This window comes from Kitasatospora sp. NPDC043950 (assembly GCF_056435345.1).
Genome location: NZ_JBWKER010000035.1, coordinates 75529 through 102132 on the forward strand (window position 1 = coordinate 75529; position 26604 = coordinate 102132).

General features: G+C 74.5%; 20 protein-coding genes. 16 read left to right on the forward strand and 4 right to left on the reverse strand.

The features are described 5' to 3' along the window. Nucleotides 1-102: 102 nt before the first annotated feature. On the forward strand, nucleotides 103-801 hold the full coding sequence (locus AC07BF_RS23420; protein WP_363584534.1) for a ribonuclease HII: 699 nt from the start codon (nucleotides 103-105) through the stop codon (nucleotides 799-801). A 99-nt stretch (nucleotides 802-900) separates the two neighbouring features. Then, nucleotides 901-1578: a hypothetical protein gene (locus AC07BF_RS23425; RefSeq protein ID WP_363584532.1), complete on the forward strand. Its 678-nt coding sequence runs from the start codon at nucleotides 901-903 to the stop codon at nucleotides 1576-1578. Nucleotides 1579-1833: 255 nt separating this feature from the next. Here the strand turns inward: AC07BF_RS23425 and AC07BF_RS23430 are convergent, their stop codons facing one another. Together AC07BF_RS23430 and AC07BF_RS23435 are read right to left on the reverse strand one after the other, a co-directional pair. Next, nucleotides 1834-2532, reverse strand: a complete 699-nt coding sequence (locus tag AC07BF_RS23430) for a hypothetical protein (RefSeq protein ID WP_363584530.1) — start codon at nucleotides 2530-2532, stop codon at nucleotides 1834-1836. 359 nt (nucleotides 2533-2891) lie between these two features. Then, entirely contained in the window at nucleotides 2892-5087 is a 2196-nt protein-coding gene (locus AC07BF_RS23435) for a RecQ family ATP-dependent DNA helicase (RefSeq protein ID WP_363630335.1), read from the reverse strand. Between the two features lie 228 nt (nucleotides 5088-5315). On the opposite strand from AC07BF_RS23435, the gene AC07BF_RS23440 reads away from it, so the two are divergent. Then, nucleotides 5316-6893 (forward strand): DUF4192 domain-containing protein, encoded by a 1578-nt coding sequence (locus tag AC07BF_RS23440; RefSeq protein WP_400988756.1) that lies wholly within the window; start codon nucleotides 5316-5318, stop codon nucleotides 6891-6893. Nucleotides 6894-6954: 61 nt separating this feature from the next. On the opposite strand, the gene AC07BF_RS23445 is transcribed toward AC07BF_RS23440, so the two are convergent. After that, nucleotides 6955-8268 (reverse strand): alpha/beta fold hydrolase, encoded by a 1314-nt coding sequence (locus AC07BF_RS23445; RefSeq protein ID WP_400988757.1) that lies wholly within the window; start codon nucleotides 8266-8268, stop codon nucleotides 6955-6957. A 765-nt stretch (nucleotides 8269-9033) separates the two neighbouring features. Here AC07BF_RS23445 and AC07BF_RS23450 point away from each other — a divergent pair. From AC07BF_RS23450 to AC07BF_RS23480, 7 genes are all read left to right on the forward strand, one after another. Further along, nucleotides 9034-11157: an amylo-alpha-1,6-glucosidase gene (locus AC07BF_RS23450; protein WP_363630379.1), complete on the forward strand. Its 2124-nt coding sequence runs from the start codon at nucleotides 9034-9036 to the stop codon at nucleotides 11155-11157. A 106-nt stretch (nucleotides 11158-11263) separates the two neighbouring features. After that, nucleotides 11264-12022 (forward strand): NUDIX hydrolase, encoded by a 759-nt coding sequence (locus tag AC07BF_RS23455; RefSeq protein WP_350880113.1) that lies wholly within the window; start codon nucleotides 11264-11266, stop codon nucleotides 12020-12022. Nucleotides 12023-12250: 228 nt separating this feature from the next. Further along, nucleotides 12251-13726 carry an ATP-binding cassette domain-containing protein gene (locus AC07BF_RS23460; protein WP_400808528.1) on the forward strand — a complete coding sequence of 492 codons (1476 nt, stop codon included), beginning with the start codon at nucleotides 12251-12253 and terminating at the stop codon, nucleotides 13724-13726. A 3-nt stretch (nucleotides 13727-13729) separates the two neighbouring features. Next, a complete protein-coding gene (locus AC07BF_RS23465) occupies nucleotides 13730-14653 on the forward strand; it encodes a hypothetical protein (RefSeq protein ID WP_400808525.1) in 924 nt (307 codons plus the stop codon). A gap of 118 nt (nucleotides 14654-14771) precedes the next feature. Further along, a complete protein-coding gene (locus AC07BF_RS23470; protein ID WP_363584519.1) occupies nucleotides 14772-15704 on the forward strand; it encodes a FadR/GntR family transcriptional regulator in 933 nt (310 codons plus the stop codon). A gap of 454 nt (nucleotides 15705-16158) precedes the next feature. After that, a complete protein-coding gene (locus tag AC07BF_RS23475) occupies nucleotides 16159-17796 on the forward strand; it encodes an RNA polymerase sigma factor (RefSeq protein ID WP_363584517.1) in 1638 nt (545 codons plus the stop codon). 297 nt (nucleotides 17797-18093) lie between these two features. After that, complete coding sequence (locus AC07BF_RS23480; RefSeq protein ID WP_478333876.1) at nucleotides 18094-18897, forward strand: S1 family peptidase; 804 nt, start codon at nucleotides 18094-18096, stop codon at nucleotides 18895-18897. Nucleotides 18898-19090: 193 nt separating this feature from the next. Here AC07BF_RS23480 and AC07BF_RS23485 read toward each other — a convergent pair whose 3' ends face one another. After that, on the reverse strand, nucleotides 19091-19324 hold the full coding sequence (locus tag AC07BF_RS23485; RefSeq protein WP_363584513.1) for a DUF7455 domain-containing protein: 234 nt from the start codon (nucleotides 19322-19324) through the stop codon (nucleotides 19091-19093). Between the two features lie 537 nt (nucleotides 19325-19861). On the opposite strand from AC07BF_RS23485, the gene AC07BF_RS23490 reads away from it, so the two are divergent. From AC07BF_RS23490 to AC07BF_RS23515, 6 genes are all read left to right on the forward strand, one after another. Beyond that, nucleotides 19862-21973, forward strand: coding sequence for a DNA gyrase/topoisomerase IV subunit B (locus tag AC07BF_RS23490; RefSeq protein WP_363584511.1), 2112 nt, complete (start codon nucleotides 19862-19864; stop codon nucleotides 21971-21973). 163 nt (nucleotides 21974-22136) lie between these two features. Next, nucleotides 22137-22622 (forward strand): CcdC protein domain-containing protein, encoded by a 486-nt coding sequence (locus AC07BF_RS23495; RefSeq protein ID WP_400988761.1) that lies wholly within the window; start codon nucleotides 22137-22139, stop codon nucleotides 22620-22622. Nucleotides 22623-22676: 54 nt separating this feature from the next. Continuing rightward, complete coding sequence (locus AC07BF_RS23500; RefSeq protein WP_363584507.1) at nucleotides 22677-23837, forward strand: sensor histidine kinase; 1161 nt, start codon at nucleotides 22677-22679, stop codon at nucleotides 23835-23837. A 73-nt stretch (nucleotides 23838-23910) separates the two neighbouring features. Next, nucleotides 23911-24606 carry a response regulator gene (locus AC07BF_RS23505; protein WP_400988762.1) on the forward strand — a complete coding sequence of 232 codons (696 nt, stop codon included), beginning with the start codon at nucleotides 23911-23913 and terminating at the stop codon, nucleotides 24604-24606. Nucleotides 24607-24731: 125 nt separating this feature from the next. Further along, nucleotides 24732-25295, forward strand: a complete 564-nt coding sequence (locus tag AC07BF_RS23510; protein WP_478333874.1) for a DUF485 domain-containing protein — start codon at nucleotides 24732-24734, stop codon at nucleotides 25293-25295. A 32-nt stretch (nucleotides 25296-25327) separates the two neighbouring features. After that, nucleotides 25328-26604, forward strand: a 1277-nt coding sequence (locus AC07BF_RS23515; protein WP_478333877.1) for a solute symporter family protein, incomplete at its 3' end; no start/stop codon positions are given.

Here is a 26604-nt window from a genome sequence, read left to right on the forward strand (position 1 = left end):
CGGGCGGGGCTGTCGGCAGCCGGCCCGGGCGGCTGAGCGGCGGGGCTTAGGCTGGATGCTGCCCAGCTGAACGGGCTGCCCCTCCGCCGAACGGAACTCGCGATGCCCATCGTCCCGCCGACGCACTCCGTCGAGCGCTCGCTCCGCCGGGCCGGCGCCAAGATCGTCGTCGGCCTGGACGAGGTCGGGCGCGGCGCCTGGGCCGGCCCGGTCACCGTGGGCGCGGCCGTCACCGGCCTGCGCAAGGCTCCGGAGGGGCTGACCGACTCCAAGCTGCTCACCGAACTGCGCCGCCGCGCGCTCGCCCCGGTCCTCGCCGACTGGGTCACCGCCTACGCGCTCGGCCATGCCTCGCCGCAGGAGTGCGACGAACTCGGCATGACGGCGGCGCTGCGGCTGGCCGCCGTCCGCGCGTTGGAGGCGCTGCCGGTCGAGCCCGACGCGGTGATCCTGGACGGCAAGCACGACTACCTGGGCGGCCCCTGGCGGGTGCGCACGGTGATCAAGGGTGACCAGTCCTGCATCTGCGTCTCCGCCGCCTCGGTGCTCGCCAAGGTCCACCGCGACGGGCTGATGGCCGAACTCGGCGAGGAATGCCCGGAATACGGCTTCGCGGACAACGCCGGCTACCCGTCCCCGGTGCACCGCGCCGCGCTGGAGGAGTTCGGCCCCACCGGGCATCACCGGCTCTCCTGGGCATACCTGGACGCGCTGCCGAAGTGGCGGCACCTGAAGCGCGTCCGGGACGTCGCGGGTGCGGTCGAAGGCTCCGCCGACGAACAGTTGACGCTCGGTTTCTGACGGTCCGTCTGGAATTGCCTGGGTGGGGCGGTGGGTGTGCGGTGCCCAATGGGTGGGGTGCGCGTGCGTGTTCGAGCGGCATTTGATAGATATCCGGGTATGCCTGTCTTCCCCGAGGAGTCGGAGATTCACGAGAGCCTCCCGGGCCCCGGCGTTCCCTTCCCCCGCGAGTCGGACGCACAAGCCCTCCGCGCGCCTGCCAACGGCGGCGCTTCTTCCACCGCACCCACCACCGTCGCCGCCGTTCCGGTGCCCGGCCCCCGTCCGGCACCGCCGCGCCCGGCACCCCCGCGCGCCGACCGTTCCGGTTCGCCACGACTGATCCCCAAGCCCTCGCCGGCGCAGCGCCGTTCGGGCGGCGCCGAACCGCAGGTCGAGATCCAGCGCGTCGCCGCCACCCCGGCGCGGGCGCTGGAACGCGCGGACGCCGCGGTCGACCGACTGCTGGACGCCGGCCGCGACCCGGGCGACATCCTGGTGCTGACGGTCGGCGAGGCGCACCCGTGGCAGCAGCACGAACTCTCCTTCGGTGAGGAGCGCTACTGGGCGCAGCTCGCCGAGGGCGGCGACGTGTTCTACGCGGACGTCGCGCTGACCCGCCCGGTGCACCGGGAGGTGGTCGTCCTGGTGGTCAACGGCGGGACGGCCGTCCGGGCCGCCGAGGCCCACGCCAAGGCGCTCGGCCACACGACCGCGCTGCTCGTGGTCTGCGGTGACGCCGGCCCGGTCGCCACCGGGGCGGCCGGAACCGCGCCCGGCCGTTCGATCGGCGCCTGACCACGACGGAGCCACCCCGGGGCCGGCGCCGTACGGTGCCGGGCCCGGGTCCGTCGTGCCCCGGTGGCGGCGAGGGCGTACGGTCCGGGGCGCGGGCCGACCCGTGGCTGGTCTCGCGCCCGTGCCTGGTCTCGCGCCCGTGCCTGGTCCTGGTGTCGGCTGTCGGGCCTTGGGGTCGGCTCCGGCCGTGGCATCGTCTGCGATCGTGGCGTCGCCCGTGGCCGCGGCCCGTGGGTGTCGGCGGGACCAGTGGGGTCAGCAGGTGCCGGTGCGCCGGGCCGGCTGGACGGCGGCGACCCGCGCCGGGGGCCACGGGTGCTCGGACTGCCGGGCGTGCTGGGCCCGTTCGGCCGCCTGGTGCCGGGCGCGCTGGCCGCGCGGGGCGTCCAGCGCCGAGCGCGGCGGCAGTTCCGTGACGGTGTGCACCACCCCGTCCGCCCACGAGCCCGCGTGCGGATCGCGTCCGCTCCGGCCGTCCCCGAGGACGTGCCAGCCCGCCGGGGTGAGCCCGATGTACGAGCCGCAGCGCAGGCCGTGCAGGACGGCCGCGTCCCGCAGCGCCCACATCCAGGCGCCGTCCTGTTCGGTCCAGCCGGGTGCGCCCTCGCGGCAGCGCAACAGCACGGCCGTGCGGGTCGGTTCGGCCAGCCGCAGGTCGTGCGGGGTGATCTGGCGCAGGTGCGTGAGCACGGCGTTGCGGTGCTGCCAGCCGTCGGTGTCGTGTGGCCAGGGCGTGAACGAGGCCGAGGCGGACACGTGGTGCAGCGCATTGAGGACGGCGATCACGACCGTGCCCGGCTGGGGCAGGTGGCGCTGGTGCAGTTCCACGACGAACTCGCGCGGGTCGCGCAGCAACGGGATCCCCGAGGCGGTCCAGGTCTCCAGGTCCAGCAGCCGTCTGGGCGCCGAACTCCGGGCGAGGGGATGCTGACCTCGGCCGATACCGTTGATCACGATCCTCCTTCCTGACCCACTGGCACGCGGGTACGTGGGTACGCCGAAGGCCGGGTCCAGCGGACAGGGTTTCGGGTACGCGCCAATTCTCGCGGTATCCGGGGTGGAGCGGCAACGATGAAACGATGAACGCCACCCGAAAGCCCACGTTCCGCCGGATATGTTCCACCGTGTTCCGAGCGTCGTTCGGGCGGCGTTGGACCTTGATCCAGACCGTGTGCGGGGTCCGGTGAACCGCTATCGGCACGGTGACCACTCCTTTCCCCGCTCCGGCGTCCCGCGTGTTCGCGAGTGGGCTGCCTTCTCCCTTCGTTAGGCCATTCGAGTGATGGGTGGAGTGGCGGCCCGCTGCCGCCCGGTCACCCCTGCACGGCCAGCACCAGGGGCAACACCGCGCTCGCCCCGGCACGGCGCAGCAGCCTGGCGGCCACGGTGACCGTCCAGCCCGAGTCGACGAGGTCGTCCACCAGCAGCACCGGCCCGCCGGCCTCGGCCACCGCCTGCGCCACCTCCGGCGGCAGCGTCAGTGCGCCGGCCAGCGAGTGCAGTCGCTGGGCGCTGTTGCTGCGCGCGCCGTGCGGGGGCCGACCGTCGGCGTACTCGATCCGGCCGAGCAGCGGCAGCCGGCCGATCTCGGCGATCCGCGCACCGAGGCTGCCCACCAGCTGGGGGCGGGTCGAGGAGGCCATGACCACCACGCCGACCGGCCGCTCCAACCGGGCGCCGTCCGCCGTCGCGGGCCCGGCCCAGCCGCCGGGGCCGCGGGCCCAGTCGGCGAGCACCGCGACCAGGGCGTCCACGGCCTCTCCGGGGACCGGTACGTCCGGGGCCTGGTCGGCCAGCAGGGTGCGCAGCCGGTTGCCCCAGCCGATGTCGGACAGCCGGCCGAGCGCCCGCCCGTTCTCGGCCTGCTCGCCCGCCGGGATCCGGCCCTTGAGGGGCACGCCGAGGGAGTCCATCCCGGTGGGCCAGAGCCGGCGAGGCTCGAAGCTGATGCCCGGGCGGCCGAGGGCGGCCCGGGCCGCGTCCAGCGCCTCGGCGGAGACCTCGGTGGTGTGCAGCGGCCCCGCGCAGTTGTCGCACCGGCCGCACGGACGGGCCTGCTCGTCGTCCAGCTGGCGGCGCAGGAACTCCATCCGGCAGCCGGTGGTCGCCGCGTACTCGCGCATCGCCCGCTGTTCGGCCTCGCGGGAGGCCGCGACCTTGGCGTACCGGGCGGTGTCGTACGCCCAGCTCTGCCCGGTGGCCGTCCAGCCGCCCTTGACCCGGCGGACGGCGCCGTCCACGTCGAGCACCTTGAGCATGGTCTCCAGCCGGGTGCGGCGCAGGTCCACCCGGGGCTCCAGCGCGGCGGTGGACAGCGGGCGGCCGGCCTCGGCCAGTGCGTCGATGGTGCGGCGCACCTGTTCCTCCGGCGGGAAGGCCAGCGAGGCGAAGTAGCGCCAGATCGCCTCGTCCTCGCGCCCGGGCAGCAGCAGCACCTCGGCCCGGTCGACGCCGCGCCCGGCCCGGCCGACCTGCTGGTAGTAGGCGATCGGCGAGCTGGGCGAGCCCAGGTGCACCACGAAGCCCAGGTCGGGCTTGTCGAAGCCCATGCCCAGCGCGGAGGTGGCGACCAGCGCCTTGACCCGGTTGGCCAGCAGGTCGGCCTCGGCGGTGCGGCGCTCGGCGTCCTCGGTGCGGCCGGAGTAGGAGGCCACCGGGAAGCCCCGCTCGCGGAGGAAGGCCGTCACCTCCTCGGTGGCGGCCACCGTCAGGGTGTAGACGATGCCCGAGCCCGGCAGCCGGTCGAGGTGGTCGGCGAGCCAGGCCAGCCGGTGCGCCGGGTCGGGCAGGGGCAGCACGCCCAGGGTGAGGCTCTCCCGGTCGAGGGGTCCGCGCAGCACCAGGGCGTGCTCGTCGGTGCTGCCGGTGCCGAGCTGCTCGGCGACGTCCGCGGTGACCCGGGCGTTGGCGGTGGCGGTGGTGGCCAGCACCGGGACGCCGGGCGGGAGCTCGGCGAGCATCGTGCGCAGCCGGCGGTAGTCGGGGCGGAAGTCGTGGCCCCAGTCCGAGATGCAGTGGGCCTCGTCGACCACGAGCAGGCCGGTGGAGGCGGCGAGCTTGGGCAGCACCTGGTCGCGGAAGTCGGGGTTGTTCAGCCGCTCGGGGCTGACCAGCAGGACGTCGACCTTCCCGGCGGAGACCTCGGCCTGGATCTCGTCCCACTCGTCGGTGTTGGCCGAGTTGATGGTCCGGGCGTGGATGCCGGCCCGGGCCGCCGACTCGACCTGGTTGCGCATCAGGGCGAGCAGCGGGGAGACGATCACCGTCGGCCCGGCGCCCCGGGCCCGGAGCAGGGCGGTGGAGATGAAGTAGACCGCGGACTTCCCCCAGCCGGTGCGCTGCACGACCAGGGCGCGGCGGTGGTCGACCACGAGGGCCTCGATGGCCGTCCACTGGTCCTCGCGCAGGGCGGCACCGGGCCCGGCGAGCTCGCGCAGGACGGCCTCGGCCCGCGCCCGGACCTCGGCGCGGTCGGCGGTAGCGGTGGTGTGGTTCTCGGACTGCTGCATGGCGTCCATGTAACCCCGAGCCGCTGACATGGGGCGAATGCCGGGGCTGCGGAGAGGTGGAGGCCGGATGTATTTCATCAGCTCCTCAGCTGAACGGCCGCCGACTAATCACCCGGGGGAGTGGGCGCGGTGTGCTCCGAATGAGGGAAGCGGAAAACGAGGGCGGGGTTATCCACAGGAAAAGAGAAAAATCCGGTGTGTCTCTCGGATTGCGTCACGCTTCCGGTCATGAACGCCGCGAACAACCGGAGCGTCATGAACAACGGGAGCGTCATGAACAACGAGCGCGTCACCCTGACCCTCGGCCCGTCCTCCGGCCACCGGCCGGTCACCATGCGCGGCCCGGCCGACATGGCCGAGCTGCTGCCCTACCTCCTGGGGTTCTACCCCGACGACAGCATCGTCGCGGTCGGCCTCCAGGGCCCCGACCTGCACCAGGGCGGAGTGATCCGGGCGGACGTCCCGGAGTCGCCCGAGCAGTGGCCGGCTGCGGCGGAGGAGACGGCCGCCCTGCTGGTCGCCCTCTCCGAGAGGCACGGCGAGCGGCCGGTCCAAGTGCTCCTCTACCTCTGCCAGGATCGGACCACGGCGCACGCCCCTCCGGTGGTGGACGGCCTGCGGCCGCTGGCGGGCGACCTCCGCGCGGCCTTCGGGCGCAGGGGGGTGGCCGTCAAAGAGTCGCTCTGCGTCTCGGACGGCCGCTGGTGGTCCTTCCTCTGTCGCCGCGCCGGGTGCTGCGATCCGGCGGGCAACCCGATCCGCCGTGCCCCCGGCCCGGGCCCGGCGGCCGCCGCCGCGGCGTTCGCCGGCCTCGCGCCGCGTGGCAGCCGGAAGGCGATCATCGGCGGGCTGGCCCCGATCGGCCCGCCGGGGGCGGACGCCCAGCGCGCGGCGCTCGCCCGGGCCGAGGCCGCTGAGGCCGCCAACGGCGCTGACGGCGCTGGGGGCTCCGGGGGCGCGTCCGTCCAGGAGCAGGGTGCCGACCTGCTCGACCAGGCCTTCGCCGAGTTCGCGGCCGGGGCCCGGGAGCTCGACGAGGAGCGGGCGGCCCGGCTGCTGGTCGCCCTGCGGGACCGCCTCACCCGGGATCGCGGAGTCGAGTACGCCCGGCCCGCCGAGCTCGCGCCCGCCGAGCGGCTCTGGCGCTTCCTCGCCCGGCGCGCCGTGTCGCCCTACGAGGGCTGTGCGGTGGCCCCGCTCACCCTGCTGGCCTGGGCCTCCTGGGTGGCGGGGGACACCGCGACGGCCCGCGTCGTGCTGGGCCACGTCCTCCGGCTCGACCCGTCCTACCTGCTGGCCGAGCTGCTGTACGAGTCGTTGAACGACGGTATGACGCCCGACGCGCTGCTCGCGGCGGTCGAGGCGCAGCGTCGGCGGCGCGAGGCGGGTGGGCCCGTGCCGGCGCCCGGTGGCGAACCGGGGCCGGCGCCCACCGAGGGCCCGGGTGGTAACCAGGCCGGCCGCGGTGGGTCGTCGGGGCTGCCCGGGCCGGCGGGGGCCTCACGCCGCCGCCGGCCCGCCCGCCGGAAGGCCTCGAAGGCGGCTCAGGCCACAGCGGCGGCGGCCGAGCACGGCCCCGTCGGCCCGGCCGGCCCCGCCGAGCCGGCTCCGCGTCCGGACGGTCCGGGCCCGCTCGCCCTGCTACCGGTGCCCGGGTGCGCTCCGGTGCCCCGGCAGCGGTCCGCCCGGGGTCTGCGGCTCGGCCGGACAGCGGTGTCCCGGGCGGCCGCCGCACCGTCGGCCGTCGGGCGCCACCGGTGCCGGGGCGTCCGTCGGGCGGCGAGGGGAGCCCACCATGCGCGCTGACCTCGCCGGGCGTCCGTCAGGGGCCGTCCGGAGCCTCGCCGCCCGGCCCGGGCGGGCTTCGCTAGGCCTCGCCGTGCGCAAGCTTGATCAGGCGGTCGAGCACCTTGCCGCCGCTCGCCCGAAGGCCGTCGTGCTCCCACTCGTTGGTGATCCAGGTCCGCAGACCGCGCACCGCGCGGGCGGTCGCCAGCGAGTCGGCGGTGTTCACGTACATGTCGTCGTGGTAGACCGCCGCCACGACAGGGACGGTGTTGGCGGCCAGCCGCGCCGGGTCGTACAGGTCGGGCCAGTCGGTGCGGGCGGCCAGCAGGTCCGCGGTCTCCTTCAGCGGGCGCAGCGCCGGGTCGGTGTCGAACATCCAGGGGTAGATCATCTCCCCGGTGAACAGCACCGGTGCGCCGGAGTCCAGCGCCGCCCGGGCGTCGAACTGCGGGAACTCCTTGCGGACCCGATCGGCAGACCAGGCGGTGCCGCCCTGGTCCACCGAGCGCTGGCCGTAGATCGACTCGTGCAGCACGGCGTACAGCGGGCCCTCCGCGAAGGAGAGCTTGGCCTGGACACCGGCCAGGAAGGTGTCGGACAGCTCGGGGCCGGTCGCGCCGTCCACCCAGGCCTCCTCCAGCAGGTAGTGCAGGGTGCCGGAGCCGCTGCCGCCGCCGAGCATCAGCCCGAGGGCCTGGAACGCCTCGACGGTCAGCAGTCCGCCGTCGGGCAGCGTCGCGGGGGCGGCGGCGAGGTGCGCGGCGATCCGCCGTACCGCCTCGACGTCCTGCGGGAACCTGGCGTAGTGGTCCTCGTTCTTGTGGACCACCCGCGGGTAGGCGGCACGGTAGACGTCGTCCGCCGAACTGCCGAGGCCGGACAGACCGCCGGTGATGAAGGCCTCGGCCAGGCCCTCGGGGGCGAAGGAGAGGTAGGTGAGGGTGCAGAAGCCGCCGAAGCTCTGGCCGAGCACGCTCCAGCGCCGGTCCGCGCCGAGCAGCTGGTGGCGGATCAGCTCGGCGTCCCGCACGATCGAGTCCGCGCGGAAGTGCGCCAGGTAGTCCGCCTGCTCCTGGGCACCGCCGCGCCGGGCGAGGGTCTGCCGGGTCGCGGGCGTGGAGCGACCGGTGCCGCGCTGGTCGAGCAGGAGCACCCGGTAGTCGTCGAGGGCGCGTTCCAGCCAGGCGTCGCGGCCGAGCGGGCGGGCGGCCTTGCCGCCGGGCCCGCCCTGGAGGAAGACCAGCCAGGGCAGGTCGGCCTGCTCGCGGCCGGCGGCCACCACCTCGCGGGCGTACACCTCGATCTGCTCGCCCTGCGGGTCGGCGTGGTCGAGGGGGGCCTGGAAGACGTGGTCGGTCGTAACAATCCCGGGCAGTCGGCTGACGGTGGACATGCAACTCCTCGGTCTCTGCTGGTCACAGCGGTCAGGTCGCGGCTCACGGGGTCACCGGGTGCGGGCGCCGCGACCCCCGCACCGTATCCTGACCGCGGTCGGGCACCGGTTCGACGGTCACCGCCCACTCGGCCAGGCATACGATGCCGGGCCGGGGCGGGTTGCACGGCAGGCCGCGGGCCGGGACGCTGCCGCCGCCACCCGACGGCGAGACCGCGCCGCCCTGGTGGCAGCCCGGTGACGGCCCGACCGTGACGGCTCGACGGCTGCGGCACGACCGCCCGGCGGGCCGGGCTCGACGGGCCGCACCCGTCGCCGGGCGTGACCTGGAGGCGGTGCGCGGCGTTCACCCCGGGGGCCCGGCGACCGGCCGACGGCCGTCCGGCGGCAGGTTCCGGGCGGACCGCCCGCCGAGCGGGGCGGCCACGGCGCCGGGGCACCGGAGCGTGCGGGGCCCGCTCGGGTCACCTGGCTCGGCCGCTGCCGCGGACCACGGGTCGGGCGCCACCGGCGGTCCGGGCCACCGGACCTGACGACGCGCCGGGCACCGCGGCGGGCCCGACGCGAAGGTGCGGTGGGCCGGTACCGGCCCGGTACCGCGCACCGCATGGCACGGCCCGGCACCGGGTACGGCCAGACACGGCACACCCGCCGACGGGGCACCCCGCCGGCCCGGCACCATCAGCACGCGATCGAGCGTGCTCGCGGCCCACCGGCCTGACCAGGCCACCGGACCGCCGAGGGGAGGAGAGTCCGGTGACCGCCATGAGGCCACCACAGGCCATGCCGGCCGAGAGCGTGGTCGGCGCGCCGAGACCGGTCGGCCGTCCCGACCAGGTCCAGACGGCCGGACCGGCGGGGGCACCCGTCGGCCCGAGTCGGCTCACGGCCCCGCCAAGGCCGCAGCCCCCCGCCGTCCACCATGCGGTGCTCTGCGTCAACGCCCCCGCGATGGCCGCCTCCGGACCGGACGGCCAGCTGCGCGGCCACGGCCTGCACGGCTTCTACCGCAACGGCGTCCGGGTGCTCGCCCGGATGGAGCTGCGTCTGGGCGGCATGGAGCCGCTGCCGCTCCAGGGCGCCCTGACCAGCACCGCGCAGGCCCGCTTCCTCGGCGCCGTCCGGCTCCCCGGCGACCTCGACCCGGACCCGGCGCTCACCGTCGAGCGGCTGCGCCACGCGGACGGAGTGGAGACCGTCATCGTGCGCAACACCGGCGGCCGGCCCGCCCGGCTGCCGATGGAGATCGCCCTCGGCACCGACCTCGGCCCGGTCGCCGAGATCGCCGCCGGGCACCGCCCGGCCGACCTGCCGGGCCAGGTGCAGTCCGCCGGGCTGCGCTGGGCCGGCCCGGCGCACAGCGCGGTGGTCAGCGCCAAGCCCTCCCCGCACGCGGTGCTGGCCGGGGCCGGGGTGCTCCGGTGGGACTTGGAGGTGCAACCCGGCGCCCGCTGGTCGGTCGAGCTGCGCGCCGAACTGGAGAGCACCGCCCCCGGCCCGCGGCCGCCCGGCGGGCGGGGCACGGGCGTGCCGCTGCCCTGGGCCCAACCGGAGGTCCGCAGCGACGACGCCCGGGCCGCCCTGCTGGTCACCCGCTCCCTGGACGCCCTCGGCGGGCTGCTGTTCGCCGACCCGGACCGCCCGACCGACCTCTACCCGGCTTCCGGCGCGCCCTGGCGCTTCGGCCTCGCCCCGGCCGACGCGCTCTGGGCCGCCCGGCTCACCCTGCCGCTCGGCACCCGGCTCGCCGCCGGCACCCTCCGGGCGCTGGCCCGCCGTCAGCAGCCCGCCGCCGCCCCGGGCCGCACCGAAGGCCTGCTGCCCGGCGCCCTCCGGCACGGCGGCCCCGAGCTGCCGCCCACCTGCACCGCCACCGAGGCCACCCTGCTGTTCGTCACCGTGCTGGCCGAGGCCTGGCGCTGGGGCCTGCCCCGTGCGGAGACCGCCGACCTGCTCCCGGCCGCGGAGCGGGCCCTGGCCGCCCTCCGCGAGGGCCTGGTCGACGGCTTCGTCACCGACCTCAGCCGCCCGGCGGAGGACCGCGCCGCCCACCCGGTGGCTGCCCGGGCCGAGGTCCAGGCGCAGGCCCACCGCGCCGCCCTGCACGGCGCCGAACTGCTGGAGGCCTTCGGCCGCCCCGGCGCCGAGGAGTGGCGCGGTTGGGCCGCCGAACTGCGCGGGTGCTTCCGCGAGCGGTTCTGGATCGACGACCTCTCCGGCGGACGCCCCGCCGCCGCGCTGGCGCCGGGCGGCCAGCCGCTGCCGGCCGTCGCCTCCTGCCTGGTGCACCTGCTGGACACCGGGCTCGCCGCCGACGGCGGCCGGCACGAGAGCCTGCTGGACCGGGAACAGACCCGACTGCTGGCCCAGCGCCTGGCCGCGCCGGAGCTGGACAGCGGCTGGGGCCTGCGCACGCTCAGCGCCAAGTCCCCCCGCTTCAACCCGTTGGGCCACCGCGGCGGCGCGGTGCGGGTCCACGAGACCGCGCTGGCGATCGCCGGGCTGGCCGAAGCCGGCCATGAGAACGAGGCCGGCGCCCTGCTGGAGGGCCTGCTCGCCGCGGCCGCCCACTACGAGGGGCGGCTGCCCGAGATGTACGCGGGGGAGCAGCGGATCCCCGGCTGCCCGCCGGTGCCGCACCCGGCCGCCTGCCGCCCGGCAGCGGTCTCGGCGGCCGGCGCCGCGCACGCGGTGTTCGCGCTCGCCGGGGTCCGCCCCGACGTGCCGGGCGGCCGGGTCCTGGTCCGCCCGGCCAGCACCGCTCCGCTCGGCGAGCTGGAGCTGACCGGCCTGCGGGTCGCCGGCGAGCCCTTCTCGGTCCGGGTGAGCCGGATCGGCGTGGCGATGGTCGAGGAGGCCTCCGCGGAGCTGCAACTGGGCGCCCGCTGACACCCCTGCCCGGGCCCGCCCGGCTCCGGCGACACCTCAGGAGGGCCGGGCGCGGTCCGTGTACAGGCCTGTGCTTATCGTCAGAGAGACGACTATGATCGTCGCCATGTCGCGCTACGATCCGTCGGCCTTCCCCCCGTTCGCTGTCACGGTTGACCTGGTGGTGCTGACGGTGCGCGACCACGCGCTCTGCGCCCTGCTGGTCAGACGCGGCGAGCCGCCGTTCCAGGGGTACTGGGCACTGCCCGGCGGCTTCGTCCGCCCGGACGAGGGCCTGGCCGAGGCCGCCTCCCGGGAGCTGGCCGAGGAGACCGGCCTGCGCGCACACTCCGCCCCCGGCCACGAGGCGGTCGGCCCCGGCGCGGCCGGTGCCCACCTGGAGCAGCTCGCCACCTACGGCCACCCGCAGCGCGACCCCCGGATGCGGGTGGTCAGCGTCGCCTACCTGGTCCTCGCCCCCGACCTGCCGACCCCCCGGGCCGGCGGCGACGCCAGCAGTGCCCGCTGGGCCCCGGTCGGCGAACTGCTCGGCCGGAGCCCGGTCGACGGCGTCCCGCTCGCCTTCGACCACGGGCTGATCCTCGCCGACGGCGTGGAACGCGCCCGCTCCAAGATCGAATACTCCTCCCTCGCCACCGCCTTCTGCCCCACCGAGTTCACCGTCGGCGAGCTGCGCCGGGTCTACGAGGCGGTCTGGGGCGTGGTCCTGGACCCGCGGAACTTCCACCGCAAGGTCACCGGCACCCCCGGCTTCCTGCTGCCCTCCGGTGGCACGACGACCCGTCAGGGCGGCCGCCCCGCCCAGCTGTTCACCGCGGGCGGCGCGACCGTCCTCAACCCGCCCATGCTGCGCCCGGAGTCCTGACCCGGCCCGGGCCCGCCGCCGACTCCCCCCGACCCGGGAATCGCAGGATCGGATTGTCCCCTGATCGGGTGAGGTGGGTGGCCGACGGGCCCGCGCCGCTCCCGTAATGCCCGGAATCTCCGCCACCGGCCCCTAATGTGCTGGCGCGGGGCCGTGCTGGCACGCGCCAACACACCAGGGGGCGCCCCGCGTCGGGCAGGTCGGCCGAGGGCATGGGAGCAGGCAGCGATGATCCAGATCACCGGACTGACCAAGGTCTACCGCAAGGGCGCGCCGCCCGCGGTGCTCGATCTGACCTTCGACGCCCGGCCCGGCATGGTGACCGCGCTGCTCGGCGCCGAGGGCGCGGGCAAGTCCACCGCGCTGCGGCTGATGCTCGAACTCGAACGCGGCCAGGGCATCACGCTCTTCGACGGTCGCACCTACCGCCGGCTGCGCCGCCCCGAGCGCGAGGTCGGCGTGCTGCTGCCCGGCCCCGGGCCGGGCGCGGCCGCCGTGGCGGGCCACCCGGGCCGCAAGGCGCACGGCCACCTGCGGATGCTGGCCGCGGCGGTCGGCGCCCCCGCACGGCGGGCCGACGAACTGCTGGAGCAGACCCGGCTGGCCGCCGTCGCCGGGCAGCGGCTGCGCAGTTTCTCGCCCGGCATGCACCGCCGGCTGGCCCTGGCCGCGGCCCTGCTCGGCGACCCCGGCACGCTGCTGCTGGACGCGCCGACCGAGGGCCTGTCCCCGCGCAACGTCGAGTGGTTCCACTCCTTCCTGCACTCGTTCGGCGTCGCCGGCGGGACGGTCCTGGTGACCACCCGCACCCCGCAGGAGGCCGCGCAGCTCGCCGACCGGGTCATCACGCTGGACCGCGGCCGGCTGGTGGCGGACCAGCCGGTGGCGGAGTTCCGCCGGACCAGGCTCAGCCCCGAAGTGGCCGTCCGCGGGCCGCAGATGGCGCGGCTGGCCGACCTGCTGGTCAGTCAGGGCGCCGAGGTGCGGCGGGACGGCGGCGCGGGCCTCGCGGTGGCGGGCGTCGACCGTACCGAGATCGGTGAACTCGCCTATCGCCACGGCATCCTGCTGCACGAGCTGGCCGACCGGGTGGTCGAGCAGCCGGCGCCCCGGGTCGCCCTGCCGGTCGCATCGGGCCGCTCCGGCCACCTCCGTGTCCAGTCGGGCCCCACCGCTGCCGAGCCGGGTCCCGAACCCGGCCCCGAACCCGGCCCTGAGCCCGCTCAGGAACCGGCCTCCGACGTCCAGGCCGTCACCGTCCCGCGCCACCGGGGCGCCCGCCGCCCGGAAGCCCGCCCGGTGGCCGCCCACCACCGGGACGAGGCGGCGCTGCCCACCCGCGCCCTGCCGGCCGCCTCGGCCGCGACCGCCCTCTCCGCCCTCGGCGCCACCCCCCGCCAGGCCGAGCCCGCCGAGCCCACCCCGACCGTCGTCGTGGAGCGGCTGTTCCGTGACGGCCCCGGCGCCCTGGCCAGATCCGCGTCGGCCCTCGCCCCGGCCCCCGACCCCGACCCCGGCCCCGCTGTCGGCGACGGGAGGCCCGCGCCCGACCCGACCAGGGGCCGCCGCGAGAGCGCCGCCGACCTGCTGACCGACGACACCGTCCGGCTCGGCCGCCCGGCCGGGGCCCAGGTTCCGGCCGCGACCCCGGCCCCCGGCGGTCCCGTCAGCCCCGCCACCCCCGACGACCACCGGAGCGAGTGAACCGTGCGTGTCCTGGCCTACGAGCTGCGCCGCCTGCGCGGCCTGCGTTCCACCTGGCTGCTGCTCGCCGCCGTGCTGCTGTGCGACGCCGTCACGGCCGCCGTCCTGGCGAGCCAGGCCCCGGCCGGCCCGCTGGCCGTCCCGGCCGGGGTGCGGCTGCTGACCGCCGCCGTACCGCTGATCCCGCTACCGTTCGCCGCGTTCGGGGCCGGCGTGCTGGGCGCGCTCTCGTACGGGCACGAGGTGCGACACCCGGGGCTGCCGGCCTCCCAGGTGTCGTACCCGCGGCGGGTGCGACTGCTGCTGGCCAAGCTGCTGGTGGTCGGTCCCGTCGCGGGGCTGCTGGCGCTGGCGACCCTGCTCCTCGACGCGGTGGCGGTGCAGCTGGCGCTGCCGGGAGGGGTGACGGTGGCCGCCTGGGCGGAGCCCTCGGCCTTGTCGGACCAGGTGTCGCAGGCGCTGGCCGCCACCGGGCTGTCCGGCCTGGCCGACCTGCCGGGCCTGACCGACCTGCCGGGCGTGTTCGCTCCGGTGGCGCTGGCGGCCGGCCACGGGGCGCCGGCGGCCCTGCTGGCCTTCGTCCTGCTGACCGTCGTGGCGGGCTGGACCGGGGTGCTGACGACGTCACTGACCCGCAGCGCCTCGGTCGGGGTGCTGCTGTTGTGCGCGCTGCCGCCGCTGCTGGAGTCCGGTGTGGCGCTGCTGCTGCGGGAGACCGGCAGGCCGTGGCCGACCCGTGCGGCCGAGCTGCTGCCGTTCCAGTCCGGCGTCGAATGGGCCTACGGCTGGGTTTACCGCGGGGAGCACGAGGCGGTGGCTGGGAGCGCGGCGCTGACGGATCCGGCTCTGCTCGCGGCGGTGGCGGCGCCCGCGGCCGTCCTGCTGCTCGCGGCGCTCCTGGTGCAGGTCCGGCGGCGCGCGCTCTGACGCCGGGCGCCGAGGGGGCGGCCGCGCCGAAGCATCAAGATCGACCAGCAGTGACCGTAATGCGCGGTTCTTCCTGATAAGAAGTCAATTATCCAGTCGCGGTCGATCACCCTTTCGTGTGCTTTTCACGAGAATTCTCAAGCTGCGCCCGCCGATCGCCGACAAAGGAGCTGTGAGTACCCTTGCGCACCCCACCATGACCCCCGCCCGTTCCGCCGACGGACCCATCCACGGCCCCGGCGATCTGGACCGCTTCTCGTACGCCGACCGGCCGACTCCGCCGGCGCCCCGTTGGGAGGGCGCCGAGTCCGATCTCGCCCGGGTCGGCCGCAAGACCACCAGTAGCCGCGGCCGCGGTCTGCACGGCCAGCTGGTCCAGCAGCTCGGCCAGATGATCGTCTCCGGCGACCTGGGCGCCGACCGTCCGCTCGTGCCCGAGGAGATCGGCCAGCGGTTCGAGGTGTCCCGCACAGTCGTCCGCGAGTCGCTGCGCGTCCTGGAGGCCAAGGGCCTGGTCAGCGCCCGGCCGAACGTCGGCACCCGGGTCCGTCCGGTCGCCGACTGGAACCTGCTGGACCCGGACATCATCGAGTGGCGCGCCTTCGGCCCGCAGCGGGACGAGCAGCGCCGGGAGCTGTTCGAGCTCCGCTGGGCGATCGAGCCGCTGGCCGCCCGGCTCGCCGCCGGCCACGGCCGGGAGGACGTCCAGCAGCGGCTGGTCGAGCTGGTCGAGATCATGGGCCACGCCGCCGCCCAGGCCGACCTCTCCACCTACGCCCGGGCCGACGCCGAGCTGCACGGCCTGATCCTCCAGATGGCCGGCAACCGGATGCTGGAGCACCTGTCCGGGATCGTCGCCGGCGCGCTGCAGGTGTCGGGCGGGCCGGCCATCTCCTGCGAGCGCGCCTCCGAGTCCTCGGTCAGCCTGCACGCCAGGCTGGTGGATGCGCTGGGCACCGGCGACGGCACCGCGGGGGAGGCCGCGATGCGGGCGCTGCTCACCGTCCACCCCGAGATCGAGCCGTCCGTCCCCGCCCCTCGGGAGCACTGAGCGGGCCGTTCCGGTGAGCGGGCGCCCCGTCCGTCCTCCGTTCCTCCAGGGCCCTCCGGCCGCACCCGCGCGGCGCAGCCGGAGGGCTTCTGCATGTCGGCGGTCCGACCCGAACGTTTGATGCCCCGTCCATGACAACGGGTTTCGGTGCGAGTGCGCGATGATGGATTCCGGCCCCGTGGCCGCGGGCGCCGAGTGGTGTGACCCGCGACACGAAGGCCATGCGTAACACTTGACGAGTAGCAGCGATGTCTCCTGAGCGGGAGCAGCTCCGGAATACTTCAACATGTCACAATGCTGTGTTGGTCCGCGGCGCTGCTGCCGTCCTGCAAACCCAGTCCTCAAGCCCGAGTCGGTCGGAATCGACACCGCGCGCCCGACGCGCGATTTCCTTCCCCGCCCGCTCGGGCGGCCGGTACGGGTTCGAGTCCACTCATCGTCCGAGAGGTTGTTCGTGTCGGCCAGCACATCCCGTTCGCTTCCCCCCGAGATCGCCGAGTCCGCAGCTCTGCTGGCGCTCATCGAGCGGGGCAAGGCCCAGGGGCAGATCGCCGGTGACGACGTGCGCCAGGCGTTCGAGGCGGACCAGATCCCGGTCACCAAGTGGAAGAACGTCATGCGCAGCCTCAACCAGGTGCTGATTGAGGAGGGGGTGGACCTCATGGTCAGCGCGGCCGAACCGGCCGGCGCCAAGCGCAAGAGCGTTGCTGCCAAGAGCCCCACCAAGCGCACCGCCACCAAGGCTGTCACCACCCGGAGCCCGGCCGCCCCCACGGCCCCGACCAAGCCGCCCGTGCGGATCGCGCCCGGTGCGCCCGTCGCGGCCCCGGCCGTGGCGGCCGCCACGGCGTCCGCCCCCACGGTGTCCGCCGAGATCACCTCGGAGACGACCGGGGTCGCCTCCGGGCTGAAGGCGGTCGCGGCGAAGAAGGCCGCCCCGGCCAAGAAGGCCGCGGCCAAGAAGACCGCCGCGCCGGCCAAGAAGACCGCCGCCAAGAAGACCGCCGCCAAGGCGGGCAAGGGCGACGAGGAGCTCATCGGCGAGGAGGAGCTGCTCGAGGACGTCGCGCTGCCCGGCGACAAGGCGGGCGAGGAGGCGGAGCCCGAGGAGGAGTCGCAGGGCTTCGTGCTCTCCGACGACGACGAGGACGACGCGCCGGCCCAGCAGGTCGCCGTCGCCGGTGCCACCGCCGACCCGGTCAAGGACTACCTGAAGCAGATCGGCAAGGTCCCGCTGCTCAACGCCGAGCAGGAGGTCGAGCTCGCCAAGCGCATCGAGGCCGGTCTGTTCGCCGAGGACAAGCTCTCGGCCGCCGACAAGCTCGCCCCCAAGCTCAAGCGCGAGCTGGAGATCATCGCCGAGGACGGCCGCCGCGCCAAGAACCACCTGCTGGAGGCCAACCTCCGCCTGGTGGTCTCGCTGGCCAAGCGCTACACCGGCCGCGGCATGCTCTTCCTGGACCTGATCCAGGAGGGCAACCTCGGTCTGATCCGTGCGGTCGAGAAGTTCGACTACACCAAGGGCTACAAGTTCTCCACCTACGCCACCTGGTGGATCCGCCAGGCGATCACCCGCGCCATGGCCGACCAGGCCCGCACCATCCGCATCCCGGTGCACATGGTCGAGGTCATCAACAAGCTGGCCCGGGTCCAGCGCCAGATGCTCCAGGACCTGGGCCGCGAGCCCACCCCGGAGGAGCTGGCCAAGGAACTCGACATGACCCCCGAGAAGGTCATCGAGGTCCAGAAGTACGGCCGTGAGCCGATCTCGCTGCACACCCCGCTCGGCGAGGACGGCGACAGTGAGTTCGGTGACCTGATCGAGGACTCCGAGGCGGTCGTCCCGGCCGACGCGGTCTCCTTCACCCTGCTCCAGGAGCAGCTGCACTCCGTGCTGGACACCCTCTCCGAGCGCGAGGCCGGCGTGGTCTCGATGCGCTTCGGCCTGACGGACGGTCAGCCGAAGACGCTCGACGAGATCGGCAAGGTGTACGGGGTCACCCGTGAGCGCATCCGCCAGATCGAGTCGAAGACCATGTCGAAGCTGCGCCACCCGTCGCGTTCCCAGGTGCTGCGTGACTACCTGGACTGATCAGGCCGGTACGGCAAGCGTGTGACGAAGGCCCGGAGCCCCACGGCTCCGGGCCTTCGCCGCTGTCCGGGCCCGGGCGGGTCAGCGTCCGGGTGGCCGTTGTCCCTCGTCCGGGTGGCGGTGCGACGGGAATCGGTCGCACCGTGTAGTCGATCACCTACGCTGTGGCGGTTGCCTGCTGCCGAGCCGACTGGAGTCACGGTGCTGCCCAACCCGGACCGCGCTGCCCTGCCGACCCCCGCCCCGCCCCCGGCGAGCCCGGCGGCCGCCCGTGCGGGCCGCCGCCGACGGGCCGCCGTGCTGGCACTGCTGGCCGCCGTCCCCGTCCCGCTGGTCGCGCTCGGCGCGGCCGGTCCGGCCGGGGCGCAGCGCCGGGTGGTCGGCGGCACCGCCGAGACCACCGTCGACCACCCGTGGGTGGTGGCGCTGTCCAGCCGCCAGCAGTTCGGCAGCGGCCGCTCCGGCCAGTTCTGCGGGGGAGCGCTGGTCACGCCGACCAAGGTGGTGACGGCCGCGCACTGCTTCTACGACGAGTCCAGGGGCGCCAAGGTGGACCGGCCGGGCCTCAAGGCCGTCATCGGCCGGGACGACATGCGCAGCTCGGCCGGCCGCGAGGTGCCCGTCCGGTCGGTGTGGATCCACCCCGACTACTCCTTCACCGCCAACCTGAACGACGTCGCCGTGCTCACCCTCGCCGACCCCCAGGACTCCCGGCCGGTGATCGACCTGGTCGGCCAGGGCGAGACCGAGCCGTACGCGGCCGGGACCGCCGCGCGGGTCTTCGGCTGGGGCGACACCACCGGGCGCGGTGACTACTCGCCCACGCTGCGCGGGGTGGAGGTGCCGATCATCGCGGACCAGACCTGTGCGCAGGCCTACCCGGGCGGGCCGGACGGCAAGTTCGACGCCCGGGGCATGGTGTGCGCGGGTGAGGAGAAGGGCGGCAAGGACGCCTGCCAGGGCGACAGCGGCGGCCCGCTGGTCGTCGGCGGCCGACTGGTCGGCCTGGTCTCCTGGGGGACGGGTTGCGCCGAGGCGGCCCACCCGGGCGTCTACACCAGGGTGGCGTCCGTCGCGGACGCGGTGCGCTCGGTGCTGTGAGGGCCGCCCGGGCCGTTGCCGGTGACCAACTGGTCACGTTCTGACGTCACATCGCTGCGGAGCGTGCCGGTCTCCGTGAACAGCAGAGCCGGGCGACCGGTTCCCGAGGGGACCTGTCGCCCGGCTCACCGGTCGCGCGGAGTGCGCGACCGGATACACAGCTCGACGCCGACTGCTGGTGTGGCGCCTTGGATCAGCGCTCTTCTTCGGCGGCCGTGGCGTTGGCGGTGCCGCTGAGACGGCCGCTCTCGTCCTGTATCTCCACGGCGATCTTCTTGAGCTCGGGCTCGAACTTCCGGCCGTGGTGGGCGCAGAAGAGCAGCTCTCCGCCGCTGGCGAGTACGACGCGCAGGTAGGCCTGGGCGCCGCAGCGGTCGCAGCGGTCAGCCGCGGTGAGCGGGCTCGCAGGTGTCAGAACAGTAGTCACGTCGCCTCTTCTCTAGCTCGACGAGCTGTCGTACCAGGGTCAACATCCAACCAGGCCGAAAACGTTCCCGCTCGTGGCTTTTCTTCTCTGAGGATTCTGCTGTGTTGATGAGGACGTGCCCCGGGGGCCGGTGGTTCATGCGTACCGAATCCCAGGATCCGCCCGTCCCTCGAACGCCCGATCGGGACCGGGTGCGAGGTCCGCGTAGCATAATCCTCTGCCGGGTTGGAGCATAAGCCCCGCCCCGGGCCCCGGTAGCCTGCATAACGGCAGTTCCGGAGCCTGTGCCAGGCCCCACGATCCGCCAGGACCGGTGGTACCGGGAGGAGATGGCGCCCCGGGGTCCGGATACCGGAGCGGTCCTTGTTCGCGCAGCGCGTACAAGCTGCGCGGGAGCGGCCCGCCGTGCTGTGCACCCAGCGGAGGGGTGCGAGCACACCGGGCGACGACTGTCGGTGCGGCGTGCTGCACTGGCGGATGGTCCGGATGCGTCCGGATGTGACCGATGAGACAGAACTTCACCGAGGAGAGTGCCGCGTGAGTGCCGAAACGACCGTGCCGTCCGCACTGCTGGCCGGCGACGACGGTTCCAACTACACCGCTCGGCACCTGCTCGTCCTGGAGGGCCTGGAGGCGGTCCGCAAGCGCCCCGGCATGTACATCGGCTCGACGGACAGCCGCGGCCTGATGCACTGCCTCTGGGAGATCATCGACAACTCCGTCGACGAGGCGCTGGGCGGTTACTGCGACCGCATCGAGGTCCTGCTGCACCCGGACTCCTCGGTCGAGGTCCGCGACAACGGGCGCGGCATCCCGGTCGACGTCGAGCCCAAGACCGGGCTGTCCGGCGTCGAGGTCGTGATGACCAAGCTGCACGCCGGCGGCAAGTTCGGCGGCGGCTCCTACGCGGCCTCCGGCGGCCTGCACGGCGTCGGCGCCTCCGTGGTCAACGCCCTCTCCGCCCGGCTGGACGTCGAGGTCGACCGCAGCGGACACACCCACGCGATCAGCTTCCGCCGCGGCACCCCCGGCATCTTCACCGAGGCCAGCCCCGACGCGCCCTTCGAGCCCGCCAACGGCCTGACCAGAGCCCGCAAGGTGCCCAAGGCCCGCACCGGCACCAGGATCCGCTACTGGGCCGACCGGCAGATCTTCCTCAAGGACGCCCGGCTCTCCCTGGAGCACCTGCACAGCCGCGCCCGGCAGACCGCCTTCCTCGTCCCCGGCCTGACCATCGTCGTGCGTGACGAGCGGCTCACCGAGAGCGAGCAGGTCGAGGAGTCGGTCTTCCGCTTCGACGGCGGCATCGCCGAGTTCTGCGAGTTCCTGGCGCCCGACAAGCCGGTCTGCGACGTGCTGCGGCTGCGCGGAGAGGGCACCTTCAAGGAGACCGTGCCCGTCCTGGACGAACTCGGCCACATGACCCCCACCGAGGTCACCCGGCAGCTCGGCGTGGACATCGCGCTGCGCTGGGGCGCCGGTTACGACACCACCCTGCGCTCCTTCGTCAACATCATCGCCACCCCCAAGGGCGGCACCCACATGACCGGCTTCGAGCGCTCGCTGGCCAAGACCGTCAACGAGGCGCTGCGCGCGGCCAAGCTGCTGCGCGTCGCCGAGGACGACATCACCAAGGACGACGCCACCGAGGGCCTCACCGCGGTGGTCACCGTCCGGCTCGCCGAGCCGCAGTTCGAGGGCCAGACCAAGGAGGTGCTCGGCACCTCGGCGGCCAACCGGATCGTCGCCGCCGTCGTCGCCAAGGAGCTCAAGGCCTTCCTCACCTCGGCCAAGAAGGACCAGAAGCTCCAGGCCCGGGCCGTGCTGGACAAGGTCGTCGCGGCCGCCCGCACCCGGGTCGCGGCCCGCCAGCACAAGGAGGCCCAGCGCCGCAAGACCGCGCTGGAGACCAGCTCGCTGCCGGCCAAGCTGGCCGACTGCCGCAGTGACGACGTCGACCGCAGCGAGCTCTTCATCGTCGAGGGCGACTCCGCGCTCGGCACCGCCAAGCTCGCCCGCAACTCCGAGTTCCAGGCGCTGCTGCCGATCCGCGGCAAGATCCTCAACGTGCAGAAGGCCTCGGTGAGCGACATGCTCAAGAACACCGAGTGCGCCGCGATCATCCAGGTGATAGGGGCCGGTTCGGGCCGCACCTTCGACATCGACCAGGCCCGTTACGGCCGGGTCATCTTCATGGCCGACGCCGACGTCGACGGCTCGCACATCCGCACCCTGCTGCTGACGCTGTTCCACCGCTACATGCGGCCGATGGTCGAGCAGGGCCGGGTTTTCGCCGCCGTGCCGCCGCTGCACCGGATCGAGCTCACCAGCCCCAAGCGCGGCCAGGAGAAGTACCACTACACCTACTCCGACGCCGAACTGCGCTCCACCCTGCTGGAGTTCCAGCGCAAGGGGCAGCGCTGGAAGGAGCCGGTGCAGCGGTACAAGGGCCTGGGCGAGATGGACGCCGACCAGCTGGCCGAGACCACCATGGACCCGCGCCACCGCACGCTGCGCCGGATCAACCTGGGCGACCTGGAGCAGGCCGAGCGGATCTTCGACCTGCTGATGGGCAACGACGTCGCCCCGCGCAAGGAGTTCATCGTGGACTCGGCGGCCACCCTGGACCGCTCCCGCATCGACGCCTGAGGCCTTCGGATCCTTCCGGCACGAGGGCCCTCCACCCACGGGTGGAGGGCCCTCGTGCTGCCGGTTCCACCTGTGGTCCACCCCGGCGCCGATCAACCGGGGGCGCCGGATCCGTAGCGTCGGAGAGGTCAGTACAAGCCTCCTGTCGGGACGGAGAAGTCCGATGACCGCCCTCGTCAACATCGTCGTGATCATCGCGGTGATGGTCCTCGTGGTCCAGCGCCAGATGCGCGCCCAGCGCCTGGACACCGAGCGTCGTTTCTGGCTGCTGCCGCTGATCCTCGGCGTGCTCGCACTGCGCGACCCGCAGCTCATCGACCACCAGCACACCGCGCTGTCCGCCACCCTGGTCGGGTGCGGCCTGGCGGCGGTGGTCGCGATGGGCTCCGTCTGGGGCTGGACCGTGCGGCTGTGGCGGGCCGGGGACGGCTCGGTCTGGGCCAAGGGCACCAAGGCCACGGTGGCCGCCTGGGTCGGCATGCTCGCCATCCGGCTCGCCCTGTACGGCATCGGCGCGGCACTGCACGTCCACCAGGCGGGCAGCGCGCTGCTGCTGGGACTGGCGGTCCTGCTGCTGACCCGCTCGTTCGTGGTGAACTGGCGGGCACGGGCCCTGGACCTGCCGCAACAGGCCGCCGTACCGCGCTGACCGCCCTGTCGGGGCCTGCCGGGCCCGCTGTCCGAGAACGTCGAGGAGGCACCTGTGGTCGAGTGGTACTGGACCCGCTGGCCGTCCCGCGAGGGGCTGGAGCGCGAGGTCGGGAGATGGCCGCGGCGGGCCCTCTCCCTGCTCGGCCGCACCGTCCTGCTGGTCGTCGTCTGCTGGGGGACGTTCTCCGGCGGCAAGTACGCGGGCTGGGCGGTGGTGGTCGTGGCGGCCGGACTGCTCGGGGTCGCCGCCCTGGCCACCGGCTACCTCTACGCCACCCGGGAACAGCGCCTGGCGCTCTCGCTGGGCCTGGCCGTCGCCCTGCTCGGCAGCGCCTGGCTGGCCAACTGGGGGCAGGCCTACCTGCTGGCCGACTTCGTCTGGTGCGGGCTGGCCGTGGTCGGGGTGGTCCGGCTGCCGCCCGCGCCCGGCCTGCTCACCGCGGCGGCCGCGCTGGGCTCGTACACTGCCGCCAGCTGGGCGAGCTGGGTGAGCATCTTCGCCACCATCGGCGGGCTCGGCCTGCTCGGCTACCTGCTGCGGCTGGACGTCGAGGCCCGCGGCACCGCCCGCCAGCTGCTCACCCAGGAGCGCGCCGCCCGGGCCGCCGAGGCGGAGAGCGCGGCGCTCGCCGAACGGGCCAGGATCGCCCGGGAGATCCACGACGTGCTCGCGCACAGCCTCTCCGCGCAGCTCGTCCACCTGGAGGCGGCCCGGCTGATGCTGGACGCCGGCACCGACCGCGGGCAGATCCGCGAGCGGGTCGTCGCCGCCCGGCGGATGGCCCAGGACGGGCTGGTCGAGACCCGGCAGGCGCTGTCCGCGCTGCGCGGCGAGCTCACCCCGGTCGGTGAGTTCCTGGTGGAGCTGACCGGGCGGGAGCGGGCCGCGCTCACCGTCACCGGCACGCCCCGACCGCTCGCCGCCGAGGCCGCCCTTGCGGTGCGGCGCACCGCGCAGGAGGCGGTGACCAACGTCCGCAAGCACGCGCCCGGCGCCCGGTGCACCGTCGAACTGCGCTACCTGACGGAGGCGGTGGAGCTGGAGGTGCGCAACTCCCGCCCTCCGCGCGGCGAACCGTCCGGGGAGCTGGCGGCCAGCGGCAGCGGGTACGGTCTGCTGGGGATGCGCGAACGCGCGGAACTGCTCGGCGGCACCCTGCTGGCGGGCCCCGAGGACGGAGGGTGGCGCGTGCTGCTGCAGGTGCCGGCATGAGCGAGCGCGGCGAGCTCATCATCAGCAGGTGCGGATTTCGCGAAGCGACTGCCGAGCGAAGCGGGGCGGGCGCATGAGCGAGGCAGAAGTCACCAGGGTGCTGGTGGTGGACGACCAGACGGTGGTGCGCGAGGGCATCGTGATGCTGCTGGGGCTGCTGCCCGGCATCGAGGTGGTCGGCGCGGCGGCGGATGGGGAGGAGGCCGTCGCCCTGGTGGAACGGTGTCACCCGGACGTGGTGCTGATGGATCTGCGGATGCCGCGCGTCGACGGCGTCGAGGCGACCCGGCGGATCCGGGCCGCGCACCCGCAGACCGAGGTCGTGGTGCTCACCACCTACGCCGACGACGACTCGCTCTTCCCCGCTCTGCAGGCCGGGGCGCGCGGCTACCTCACCAAGGACGCCGGTGGCGAGGAGATCGCCCGGGCGATCGCGGACGTCCGCGCGGGGGCGGCCGGGCTCTCGCCGCAGATCCAACTCCGTTTGCTGGAAAGGCTTTCAGGGCCTGCGGCCGGATCCGCGCCGGGGGCCGGGAAGCCGGCCGGGCGGCCGGGGGAGCTCCCGGACGGGCTGACCGCCCGGGAGGCGGAGGTGCTGGCGCTGATCGCGGAGGGGCTCTCCAACGCCGAGATCGCCCAGCGGCTGTTCGTCAGCCAGGCCACCGTGAAGACGCACATCAACAACCTGTTCGCCAAGACCGCGGTACGGGACCGGGCGCAGGCGGTCTCGTACGCCTTTCGACACGGGATCACCGGTACGCAGCAGTAGTCGGATGAGTGTCTGTCGGATGATCGATCACCTCATCGAGTGAAGGTATCGGCAATGGTCAGAGGGGCTGTCCGGCGGCCACCATCATGGTTGGGGTCAGAGTGCCCGCCGGTCCAGGAGCAGTTGTGCCACAGCAGCAGACGAGCAGTCCCGGACAGGGGCAGCGATTTGACTGGTGGGCCGCTCCGGCCGCCGCCACCGCCGCCGACCGGCCGGACGTGCCCGGCCAACCGGCGGTACCGGCCCAGTCGGCCCCCACCCGCGCGGTCCAGCCGGTACCGGCCGAGCGGGCGCCCGTCCGGGCCGCCGTTGCCCCCGCCGCCCAGCCCGCCGTCGAACCGGCGACCGCCCCCCGGGCCCTGGTGCCCGCCACCGACAGCACCGAGGTGTACCGGGCCGTCCAGCGCAGCGACGCCTTCCAGGACATCCGCCGCAGCTACCGGTCGTTCGTCTTCCCGGTCAGCGGAGCCTTCCTCGGCTGGTTCCTGATGTACGTCGCCGCGCAGGCCGCCGCCCCCGGCCTGATGCGCAGCCAGGTGGCCGGCCCGCTCAACGTGGCCTGGCTGCTCGGCCTGCTGCAGTTCGCCTCCACCTTCCTGCTCACCTGGCTCTACGCCCGCAACGCCCGGACCAAGCGCGACCGCGCCGCCCTGGGCCTGCGCTGGGACACCCAGGACCAGCTGCGATGACGACCACGATCACGACCGCGGTGACGACCGCGATGACGACCGCCACCCCGCCCCCCGTCGCCCCCACCGGCGACCACCACGACCTCGCGATCGCGCTGTTCGCCGTCGTCGTCCTGGTCACCCTGGCGATCACCCTCTGGGTCGGCCGCCGGGGCAGCGCCACCGAGGACTTCTACGCCGGCGGCCGCGACTTCACCCCGCTGCAGAACGGCTTCGCGCTCTCCGGCGACTACCTCTCCGCCGCCTCCTTCCTCGGCGTCGCCGGGCTGATCGCGCTGTACGGCTACGACGGCGTGCTCTACAGCATCGGCTTCCTGGTCGCCTGGCTGGTGGTGCTGATGCTGGTCGCCGAACTGGTCCGCAACGCCGGCCGGTACACCCTCGCCGACGTGCTCGCCCTGCGGCTGCGCCGCCGCAAGGTCCGGGCCGCGGCCGGTGGCGCCAGCGTCGTCGTCACCCTGCTCTACCTGGTCGCCCAGATGGTCGGCGCGGGCTCGCTGGTCGCCCTGCTGCTCGGCACCAACAGTGCCCAGGCCCGGACCTGGACCATCGTCGCCGTCGGCGGACTGATGATCGTCTACGTCACGATCGGCGGGATGCGGGCCACCACCTGGATCCAGATCGTCAAGGCCTTCCTGCTGATCGCCGGCTCGGTGCTGCTCACCGTGCTGCTGATGGTCCGCTTCCACGGCGACGTCGGCGAGCTGATGCGCCAGGCCGCCCAGCACAGCGGCGCCGGGCGGCGCTACCTCGAACCCGGCCTCAAGTACGGCGCCACCTTCACCAGCCGGCTCGACTTCTTCAGCCTGGGCCTCGCCCTGGTGCTCGGCACCGCCGGACTGCCGCACATCCTGTCCCGCTTCTACACCGTGCCCACCGCGCGGGCCGCCCGCCGCTCCACGATGTGGGCGATCGGCCTGGTCGGCGGCTTCTACCTGATGGCCATCGCGCTCGGCCTGGGCGCGACCGCGCTGGTCGGCTCGGCGGAGGTGCGGCACGCCAACTCGGCCGGGAACACCGCCGTCCCGCTGCTCGCCCTGGTGCTCGGCGGCGGCAACGGCAGCACCGGCGGGGTGGTGCTGTTCGCGCTGATCTCGGCGATCGCCTTCGCCACCATCCTCGCCGTGGTCGCCGGGCTCACCCTGGCCTCCTCGGCGGCCTTCGCCCACGACATCTGGGCCGGTGCCTGGGGGGGGGGGGGGGGGAGGGGCGCCCTCCCGCGGCGGGTCGACGCGCCGGCCTCCCCGACCGGGGGGGCGGGGGGGGGGGGGGAAATGGCGGGGGACAAACAGAAAGGAGGAGGAAAAAA